Genomic DNA, 8,121 nt, shown 5'->3' with positions numbered 1-8,121 from the left:
ACCCCCCCGCGCCCCCCCGCCCCCCCGCTCCGCGCCCCCGCCACCCCCCACCCCAAACAACGACACACACGCCCGAGGCCCCCCCCCCCCCGGGCCCCGGGGGCCGCGGCAACAGGACCGGGACCCATTCGTTCTCGGGCCGTGTGAGTCCAACCACGGCCCCGCTACAAGGAGTCAACACGTGGCACGCGTCAAGCGGGCAGTCAACGCCCACAAGAAGCGCCGGGCAATCCTCGAAGCGGCCAGCGGTTACCGCGGCCAGCGTTCGCGCCTGTACCGGAAGGCGAAGGAGCAGGTCACCCACTCCCTCGTCTACAACTACAACGACCGCAAGAAGCGCAAGGGCGACTTCCGTCAGCTCTGGATCCAGCGGATCAACGCCGCTGCCCGCGCCAACGGCATCACCTACAACCGCTTCATCCAGGGTCTGAAGGCCGCCAACGTCGAGGTGGACCGCAAGATCCTCGCCGAGCTGGCCGTCAACGACGCCAACGCGTTCGCCGCGCTCGTCGAGGTCGCCCAGAAGGCGCTCCCGAGCGACGTCAACGCCCCGAAGGCCGCGGCCTAAGCAGCCGGCGGGCTTCTCCCAGCCCGTGCCCTTCCCGCCGGACCCGCAGGCACACCGCCTGCGGGTCCCGCGCGTTCCCGGACCTTTCCCGCGTACCGCGCCGGACCGCCGGACGAGACCGCCCGTACCCCGCCAGACGAGAAGCGAGCCGCCGCCCATGGCCACCCCCGAGCTGATCTCCCCGCGTTCCCCCCGTGTCACGGCCGCGCGCAGGCTCGCCAAGCGCGCCTTCCGGGGCAAGGAGCGCCGGTTCATCGCCGAGGGGCCGCAGGCCGTGCGCGAGGCGGTGGCGCACCGCGGGGCCGGCGGGGAACCCACGCTGGTCGAGCTGTTCACCACCGCCGAGGCCGCCGAGCGGTACGCCGACATCGTGGACGCGGCCCGCGCCACCGGCGCCCGGGTGCACTTCGCCCCCGACACCGTCCTCGCCGAGGTCTCCCAGACCGTCACCCCCCAGGGGCTGCTGGGCGTCTGCCGCTTCCTGGACACCCCGTTCGAGGACGTCCTCGCGGCGGGCCCCCGGCTCGTCGCCGTCCTCGCCCATGTACGGGACCCCGGCAACGCCGGTACGGTGCTGCGCTGCGCCGACGCCGCGGGGGCCGACGCCGTCGTCCTCACCGACGCCTCCGTCGACCTCTACAACCCCAAGTCCGTCCGCGCGTCGGCGGGCTCGCTCTTCCACCTGCCGGTCGCCGTCGGCGTCCCCGTGGAGCAGGCGGTACGCGGCCTCCAGGGCGCCGGGGTGCGGATCCTGGCCGCCGACGGCGCGGGCGAGGACGACCTCGACGACGAGCTGGACGCGGGCACCATGGCCGGGCCCACCGCCTGGGTCTTCGGCAACGAGGCGTGGGGCCTGCCGGCCGAGACCCGGGCGCTCGCCGACGCCGTGGTGCGGGTCCCGATTCACGGAAAGGCCGAGAGCTTGAACCTGGCGACCGCCGCGGCCGTATGTCTCTATGCCTCAGCGCGTGCCCAGCGCGTCCGCGGTATGCGCTGAGGGGGTCCGTCCGGTCACGGTCAGCTAGTAGTGTTGCGTGCTCGGGGACCCACTGAGCTACCCGGAAGAGGTGGGGTGCGGGGATGACCGTCGGGGCGAGCCGACCCGCAGGGGTCCAGGGAGCCTTACCGGCCACGTTCGACGCCGCCGGAGAGCCGGACGGTGCCCCCGCGGCGGGCCCCGGGGACCCGGGGGAGACCCACGCGGGCACCGGGCCGGGGACGAGCGCGGACCTCCCGGCCGGAGCGGGGCTGGACCCCGACGACCTGCCCGACGGGCTGATCATCGCCGACGAGAGCGGCCGTGTCGTCTGCTTCAACGCCGCCGCCGCGCGGATCACCGCCGTCGACCGCTCCGCCGCCCTCGGCAGTCCCGTCGACCGGGCGCTGCCGCTGGAGGACCTCAAGGGCCGCCGCTGGTGGGCGCTGACCGACCCGTACGGCGGCCTCGCGACCCGGACGGGACAGCCGGAGCGCAATCTGCTGCTGCCCGGCGGCCGGGAGGTCCTGGTCTCCGCGCGGTACGTCCGCGCGTACCCCACAGGGCCCGTACGGAAGCTGGTGATCTGTGTACGGGGCACGGAGGCCCGCCGCCGTACCGAGCTGAGCCATGCCGAACTGATCGCCACCGTCGCCCACGAGCTGCGCTCGCCGCTGACCTCCGTCAAGGGGTTCACGGCCACGCTGCTCGCCAAGTGGGAGCGGTTCACCGACGACCAGAAACGGCTGATGCTGGAGACCGTCGACGCCGACGCGAACCGGGTCACCCGGCTGATCGCCGAGCTGCTCGACATCTCCCGGATCGACTCCGGCCGCCTGGAGGTGCGGCGCCAGCCCGTCGACATCGGCGCGGCCGTCGGCCGGCACGTCCAGTCGCACACCGCCTCCGGAGAGTCGCCCGACCGCTTCCTCGTACGGATAGAGCAGCCGCTGCCCGATCTGTGGGCCGATCCCGACAAGATCGACCAGGTGCTCGGCAACCTGCTGGAAAACGCGGTGCGCCACGGAGAGGGAACCGTCACCATTGAGGTGGCGCCCGCGCGGATCGAACACGCGGCGGAGAGCGAGAAGGGAACGGCCGTCACCGTGTGCGACGAAGGACCCGGCATCCCCGAGGAGTCGATGCAGCGCGTCTTCACCCGCTTCTGGCGGGGCAGCAAACGCGGCGGTACGGGGCTCGGGCTCTACATCGTCAAGGGCATCGTCGAGGCGCACGGCGGCACGATCACCGTCGGCCGCGGCCCCGGCGGCGGCGCGCAGTTCCGATTTATCCTGCCCGTCGGCGCTCCGGCCTACCTCTCCTGACGGTCTCCCGACCGCACCGGAGACCCCGGCCGGGCCGCCCGCGGGCCCATCCACCTTCGTACGACCCTTTAGACTCGGCTTTTGGCACCTTCACGCCCTCAGTGATCGAGCAGGGTCGTTTCGCCAAGCCAATCGGAAGTACGGGAAGAGATGTCCGCACCCAACAAGTCGTACGACCCGGTCGAGGTCGAGGCACTGAAACCGGAGCAGATCGAGCGCCTGCGGGACGAGGCGCTCGCCGCCTTCGCCGCCGCCGGTGACCTCGAAGCGCTCGCCCACGCGAAGACCGCGCACACCGGGTCCACCTCGCCGCTCTCCCTCGCCAACCGGGAGATCGGCGCGCTGCCCCCGCAGGCCAAGGCCGAGGCGGGCAAGCGCGTGGGCCAGGCCCGCGCCGCCGTCGGCCGGGCCCTCGCCGCCCGGCAGACCGAGCTGGAGGCCGAGCGCGACGCCCGGGTGCTGGTCGAGGAGGCGGTGGACGTCACACTGCCGTACGACCGCACCCCGGCCGGCGCCCGCCACCCGCTCACCACCTTCATGGAGCGGGTCGCCGACGTCTTCGTGGCCATGGGGTACGAGGTCGCCGAGGGCCCCGAGGCCGAGGCCGAGTGGTTCAACTTCGACGCCCTCAACTTCGTGCCGGACCACCCGGCGCGCCAGATGCAGGACACCTTCTTCGTCTCCGGCCCCGAGGGCACCACGGGCGACGAGTCCGGCGTGGTGCTCCGTACCCACACCTCGCCGGTCCAGGCCCGCGCCCTCATCGACCGCGAGCCGCCCGTCTACATCGTCTGCCCCGGGCGGGTCTACCGCACCGACGAGCTGGACGCCACGCACACCCCGGTCTTCCACCAGATCGAGCTGCTCGCCGTCGACGAGGGCCTGACCATGGCCGACCTCAAGGGCACCCTGGACCACATGGTGCAGGCGCTCTTCGGCGCGGACATGAAGACCCGGCTCCGTCCGAACTTCTTCCCGTTCACCGAGCCGTCCGCCGAGATGGACATGGTCTGCTACGTCTGCCGCGGCGCCTCCGTCGGCAACCCCGACCGCCCCTGCCGCACCTGCGGCAGCGAGGGCTGGATCGAGCTGGGCGGCTGCGGCATGGTCAACCCCAAGGTGCTCACCGCCTGCGGCGTCGACCCCGAGAAGTACAGCGGATTCGCCTTCGGGTTCGGCATCGAACGGATGCTGATGTTCCGCCACAACGTCGAAGACATGCGAGACATGGTCGAGGGCGACGTCCGGTTCACCCGGCCGTTCGGGATGGAGATCTGATGCGCGTCCCGCTTTCCTGGCTGCGGGAGTACGTCGACCTGCCGGCGACCGAGACCGGCCGGGACGTACAGGCCCAGCTCGTCTCCGCCGGCCTTGAGGTCGAGACCGTCGAGCAGCTCGGCGCCGGCCTCAAGGGCCCCCTCGTCGTCGGCAAGGTCCTCACCATCGAGGAGCTGGAGGGCTTCAAGAAGCCCATCCGCTTCTGCACCGTCGACGTCGGCTCCGCCAACGGCACCGGCGAACCGCAGGAGATCGTCTGCGGCGCGCGCAACTTCGCCGTCGGCGACAAGGTCGTCGTGGTCCTGCCCGGCGCCGTCCTCCCGGGCGACTTCGCGATCGCCGCGCGCAAGACGTACGGCAGGACCTCGCACGGCATGATCTGCTCCGGCGACGAGCTGGGCATGGGCGACGACGGCTCCGGCGGCATCATCGTGCTCCCCCCGGAGTACGAGCCCGGCACCGACGCCATCGCGCTCCTGGAGCTGGTGGACGAGGTCCTGGACATCGCCGTCACCCCCGACCGCGGCTACTGCCTCTCGCTGCGCGGCGTCGCCCGCGAGACCGCCATCGCGTACGGCCTGCCGCTGCGCGACCCGGCGCTGCTCGACGTCCCCGCGCCGAACGCCTACGGCCACCCCGTGAAGATCGCCGACCCGATGGGCTGCGACCGCTTCACCGCGCGCACCGTCACCGGGCTCGACCCCGAGGCGCGGTCGCCGATCTGGCTGAGCCGCCGCCTCCAGAAGGCCGGGATGCGGCCGATCTCGCTCGCGGTCGACATCACCAACTACGTGATGCTGGAGCTGGGCCAGCCGCTGCACGCGTACGACCGGAACCGGCTCGAAGGCCCGATCGGCGTCCGCCGCGCCGAGGCCGGCGAGAAGATCACCACGCTCGACGGGGCGCAGCGCGTCCTGGACGCCCAGGACCTCGTCATCACCGACGACCGCGGACCCATCGGCCTCGCGGGCGTCATGGGCGGCGCCCACACGGAGATCGCCGATGTCGTCACCGACGCCGAGACCGGCGCCGTGCACGGCACCACCGAGGTCGTCATCGAGGCCGCGCACTTCGACGCGATCACCATCGCCCGTACCGCGCGCCGCCACAAGCTGCCCTCCGAGGCGTCCAAGCGCTTCGAGCGCGGTGTCGACCCCGGGGCCACCGGGGCCGCCGCGCAGCGCACCGTCGACCTGCTGGTCCTCCTCGCGGGCGGCTCCGCGGAGGCCGGCGTCACCGAGGTCGTCGCGCCCTCCGCGCCGCACACCATCACCATGCCCGCCGACCACCCCGACCGCGTCGCGGGCGTCGGCTACGGCCGGGAGACCGTCGTACGACGCCTCCAGCAGGTCGGCTGCGACGTGTACGGGCAGGACGAGCTGATCGTCACCGTCCCGTCCTGGCGTCCCGACCTCGGCGAGCCCAACGACCTCGCCGAGGAGGTCATCCGCCTGGAGGGGTACGAGAACCTGCCCTCCACGCTGCCGACCCCGCCGTCCGGCCGCGGGCTCACCGAGCGGCAGCGGCTGCACCGCCGCGTCGGCCGCGCCCTGGCCGGGGCCGGCTACGTCGAGGCGCTGAACTACCCGTTCACCGGCACGGCGGTCCTCGACGCGTTCGGCCTCCCGGCCGACGACGAGCGGCGCCGCACCGTCACCCTCGTCAACCCGCTCTCCGACGAGGAGCCCGCGCTGCGCACCACGCTGCTGCCCGGACTCCTCACCGCGCTGCGCCGCAACGACGGCCGGGGCTCGCACGACCTCGCGCTCTTCGAGACCGGGCTGGTCTTCCTGCCGACCGGCGAGGAGACCGTACCGGTCCGGCTGCCCGTCGACCGGCGGCCCACCGACGAGGAGATCGCCTCCCTCGACGCCGCGCTGCCGCGCCAGCCGCGCCGCGCCGCCGTCGTCCTGTCCGGCGCGCGCGAGCAGGCCGGCTGGTGGGGCAAGGGCACCACGGCGAACTGGGCGGACGCCGTCGAGGCGGCCCGCACCGTCGCCCGGGAGGCCGGCGTCGAGCTGTCCGTACGGGCCGACCGCCACGAGCCGTGGCACCCCGGCCGCTGCGCCGCGCTCCTCGTGACCGTGGACGGCGCGGAGACGCTCGTCGGGCACGCGGGGGAGCTGCACCCGCGCGTCGTCAAGGCGCTCGGGCTCCCGGAGCGCACCAGCGCCATGGAGATCGACCTGGACCTGCTGGAGCGCGCGGGAACCGGCGCGCTCCAGGCGCCGCGCATCTCCACCTACCCGGTGGCCACCCAGGACGTGGCGCTGGTCGTCGCGGCCGGTGTGCCGGCCGGGGACGTGGAGCGCGCGCTGCACGAGGGCGCGGGTGAACTCCTGGAGTCGCTGCGCCTGTTCGACGTCTTCTCCGGCGAACAGGTCGGCGCGGGGAACAAGTCCCTCGCGTACGCCCTGCGTTTCCGCGCCACCGACCGCACGCTGACGGTCGAGGAGGCCACGGCGGCCCGTGACGCGGCCGTCGCGCTCGCCGCGGAGCGGACCGGGGCGGTGCTGCGCGGAGCGTAGTAACCCCCTGTCACGAAGGGTCTTTCGGCCTTTCGTTCGACAAGTAGGTGGAGCCCGTAGGGGCGCGTCCGGGGCTCCGGACGCGCCCCTCACTCATTCGAGTGAGAACCCTCGGCGGGTCGTGCCATCGGCGGCCGGTGATCGACACAATCGATCCGGCCGCGACGGTCGACGTACGCCCAACGGCTGAGTGGCCGGACGGCCGAGGGGGGCCGACGTATGAATCGGACCAGTGCAGAAGAGCAGGCAACCGAGGAGGAGACGGCCTCCTGGGGTTTCGTGGAGTGCGCGATCCCCGGCGGCCTGCTCACACTGGTGATCACCTGGGAGCTGACGCGCCCGCCCTCGGAGCGCGACACGCTCCTGCCGCGCATCGTGACCTGTGTGGCCTTCGTCCTGGTGATGGCCTATCTCGTCATGCGGGTGCGGCGCCGCGCGGCGCGCGAACTGCTCCAGGTACGCGCCGTGGCGCGCGCCGCGCAGGAGGTGCTGCTGCGCCCGCTGCCGTCCCGGCTCGACGGACTGGCGCTCCACGCCCGCCAGCTCTCCGCCTCGCGCTGCGCCGACGTCGGAGGCGATCTGTACGAGGTGATGGCGACCACCCACGGGGTGCGCGTGGTCATCGGGGACGTACGCGGCCATGGGCTGCCCGCGATCGGGGCGGTGGCCGCCGTCCTGGGCAGTTTCCGCGAGGCCGCCCACGACGAGAACGGGCTCGACGGGGTCCTGCGCCGACTGGACCGCGCCCACCAGCGGCATCTGAGGGAACTGGCGCGTCCGGACCCGGACTGCGAGGCGGCGCTCCGGGTGGCGCTGCTCGCCGAAGCGGCCGCCGCCACGGGGGACGCGGGCGCGAGCGCCGCCGAGGTCGCCGAGGCGTGCCGGGCCGCCCGGCGGCTGGCGGAGGCGGACGCGGCGGACGCCGCGGAGGAGTTCGTCACCGTCCTGCTGCTGGAGATCGGCCCGGACGCGGAGATCCGCGCCCTCAACTGCGGCCATCCCTGGCCCTATCGGCTCGGGACCGGGGCGGAGCCGCTGGCCTGCGAGGAACCGTTACCGCCGCTGGGCGCCGTACCGCTGCCGGCGGAACTGACCCCGTACCGGTGCGGACGGCTGCTGCCGGGCGAGGCGCTCTTCCTGCACACCGACGGCGCGGAGGACGCGCGGGACGCGAAGGGGCGCTTCTTCGGCCTCAAGGAGGCGCTGGTGGAGGCGGCTTCGGTCACCGAGCTGTCGCCCGCGGCGGTGGTACGGCAGGTGCACACGGCGCTGCTGCGGCACACCGGCGGGCGGATCACCGACGACATGGCGCTGCTGGTGCTGCGCAACGACCGGGTGGACGGCGGCCCGTGCGCGGCGGCCGGACAGCGGTCCGGGCCGGCCGATCTCTCCGACACGAACCGGCCGGACGCCAACCGGCCCGGCGCGGACCCGTCCGGTACGGAC

General features: G+C 73.5%; 5 protein-coding genes and 1 pseudogene. All 6 read left to right on the top strand.

Annotation, left to right across the window (positions count from 1 at the left end):
- Positions 1-181: 181 nt before the first annotated feature.
- A complete protein-coding gene (rplT, locus tag ACFXPK_RS14280; RefSeq protein WP_114626556.1) occupies positions 182-568 on the top strand; it encodes a 50S ribosomal protein L20 in 387 nt (128 codons plus the stop codon).
- Positions 569-725: 157 nt separating this feature from the next.
- Positions 726-1,565 (top strand): TrmH family RNA methyltransferase, encoded by an 840-nt coding sequence (locus ACFXPK_RS14275; RefSeq protein WP_384990754.1) that lies wholly within the window; start codon positions 726-728, stop codon positions 1,563-1,565.
- A gap of 83 nt (positions 1,566-1,648) precedes the next feature.
- Complete coding sequence (locus tag ACFXPK_RS14270) at positions 1,649-2,869, top strand: ATP-binding protein (RefSeq protein WP_384990756.1); 1,221 nt, start codon at positions 1,649-1,651, stop codon at positions 2,867-2,869.
- A 150-nt stretch (positions 2,870-3,019) separates the two neighbouring features.
- On the top strand, positions 3,020-4,147 hold the full coding sequence (pheS, locus tag ACFXPK_RS14265; RefSeq protein ID WP_385075091.1) for a phenylalanine--tRNA ligase subunit alpha: 1,128 nt from the start codon (positions 3,020-3,022) through the stop codon (positions 4,145-4,147).
- Entirely contained in the window at positions 4,147-6,675 is a 2,529-nt protein-coding gene (pheT, locus tag ACFXPK_RS14260) for a phenylalanine--tRNA ligase subunit beta (protein WP_385075088.1), read from the top strand. The genes pheS and pheT overlap by 1 nt, the downstream gene beginning before the upstream one ends.
- A gap of 402 nt (positions 6,676-7,077) precedes the next feature.
- Positions 7,078-8,007, top strand: a pseudogene (locus tag ACFXPK_RS14255) (PP2C family protein-serine/threonine phosphatase); the annotation flags it as partial.
- Positions 8,008-8,121: the final 114 nt, after the last annotated feature.

It is taken from the genome of Streptomyces sp. NPDC059142 (assembly GCF_042755665.1).
GTDB lineage: Bacteria > Actinomycetota > Actinomycetes > Streptomycetales > Streptomycetaceae > Streptomyces.
This window is presented reverse-complemented; position numbering and strand designations above follow the sequence as displayed.